The organism is Leisingera sp. F5, from assembly GCF_001593695.1.
In genome coordinates, this window is sequence record NZ_LUKH01000985.1 from 1 (window position 1) to 1382 (window position 1382).

The window sequence follows — 1382 nt, forward strand, 5'->3', positions numbered from 1 at the left end:
GCTCAGCAGCCCCAGCGCCACATTCACATGCACGAAATAGCCGAAATCGGTGCCCTCGGGCATCAGCGGCATCACCAGAAATGAGACAATAAAAGCCAATAAAGCCAAACAAAAGGCAGCGGTCAGTCGGGCTCCGGTGGGCATGTCTGGTTACAATCCGTGCGGCCAGTTCAGTCAGCGATGCGCAACTGTAATCTGCGTCACGTCGCAATTGCCAGTCTTAAAGGCCGCCGCGCAGGAAGTGAGGTAAAAGTTCCACATCTTGCGGAAGCGGTCATCAAACCCCATGCGGGCGATCTGATCCCAGCGGGCGTTGAAGGTATCGTGCCAGCGCCGCAAGGTCTGGTCGTAGCTGTCGCCGAACTCAATCGAGCGGACAACGCCCAGACCTGCCTGTTCGACCTGATCGCGCAGGATATTCGGCGATGGCAGCATACCGCCGGGGAAGATGTGTTTCTGGATGAAGTCGACGCCTTTGCGGTAAATCTCCCAGCGGCGGTCGGCGACGGTGATGATCTGCAGCGTGGCCCTGCCGCCGGGTTTCAGCCGGTCGTGAACGGTGCTGAAATACGCAGGCCAGTATTTTTCGCCCACGGCCTCGAACATCTCGATCGAGGCGATGCCGTCGAACGTGCCGCGGCAGTCGCGGTAGTCTTGAAGGCGCAGGTCCACCAGACCGGAAAGACCGGCCTTTTCCATGCGTTGACGGGCAAAATTCAACTGCTCCTTGCTGATCGTCAGCCCGGTGACTTTCAGCCCCCTTTGACCGGCGGCGTATTCGGCAAAGCCGCCCCAGCCGCAGCCGATCTCCAGCACATGATCGCCGGGTTGCACACCCATCTGGTCCACCATAGAGGCATATTTGGCGGTCTGCGCTTTTTCCAGGCTGTCCTGGCCGCTGCGGAACAGGGCGCTGGAATAGGTCATCGTATCATCCAGCCACAGCCCGTAAAAATCATTGCCCAGGTCGTAGTGATAGGAGATGTTCTTTTGCGCCTGTTTGCGGTGATTGCGGTGCAGCCAGAAGCGGAAACGTTCATAGGCGCGTGCCAGTCCCTGGCCCGGGAACCCGTCATAGACAGTGTTGGCCCCCATATGCACCAGATCCATAAAGCCCTGCAGGTCCGAGGTGCTCCACCAGCCTTCCAGATAGGCGTCGGCAAAGCCAAGATCGCCCTCGCGGATCAGCCGGGCAAAACAGTCGGGATTGCGGATGTGCAAGTCGGCAGCAGGGCCGGGATTGCGCCCGTTAGCAGAAAATATGCGCCCGTCCGGCAGGTGGATATCCAGCTGCCCGACCTCCATGGCCTTCACTTTGGCAAACACCGCAGCAAAGTAGCGCGGCAGGTTTTTCTGGCCCTCAACGGACGTGAGCTTCATTC

2 protein-coding genes are annotated in these 1382 nt (G+C 59.2%); both read right to left on the reverse strand.

All coding sequences use genetic code 11. The annotated features are described in order from the left end of the window. Positions 1–144, reverse strand: a 144-nt coding sequence (locus A2I95_RS38115; RefSeq protein ID WP_291737613.1) for a TrgA family protein, incomplete at its 3' end; no start/stop codon positions are given. 30 nt (positions 145–174) lie between these two features. Beyond that, complete coding sequence (locus tag A2I95_RS38120) at positions 175–1380, reverse strand: cyclopropane-fatty-acyl-phospholipid synthase family protein (RefSeq protein WP_027258752.1); 1206 nt, start codon at positions 1378–1380, stop codon at positions 175–177. Positions 1381–1382 lie beyond the last annotated feature (2 nt).

What these genes read in the sequence shown, in the direction of transcription:
- A2I95_RS38120 (WP_027258752.1), bottom strand. Translation starts at nt 1,380, where the DNA reads ATGAAGCTCACGTCCGTTGAGGGCCAGAAAAACCTGCCGCGCTACTTT.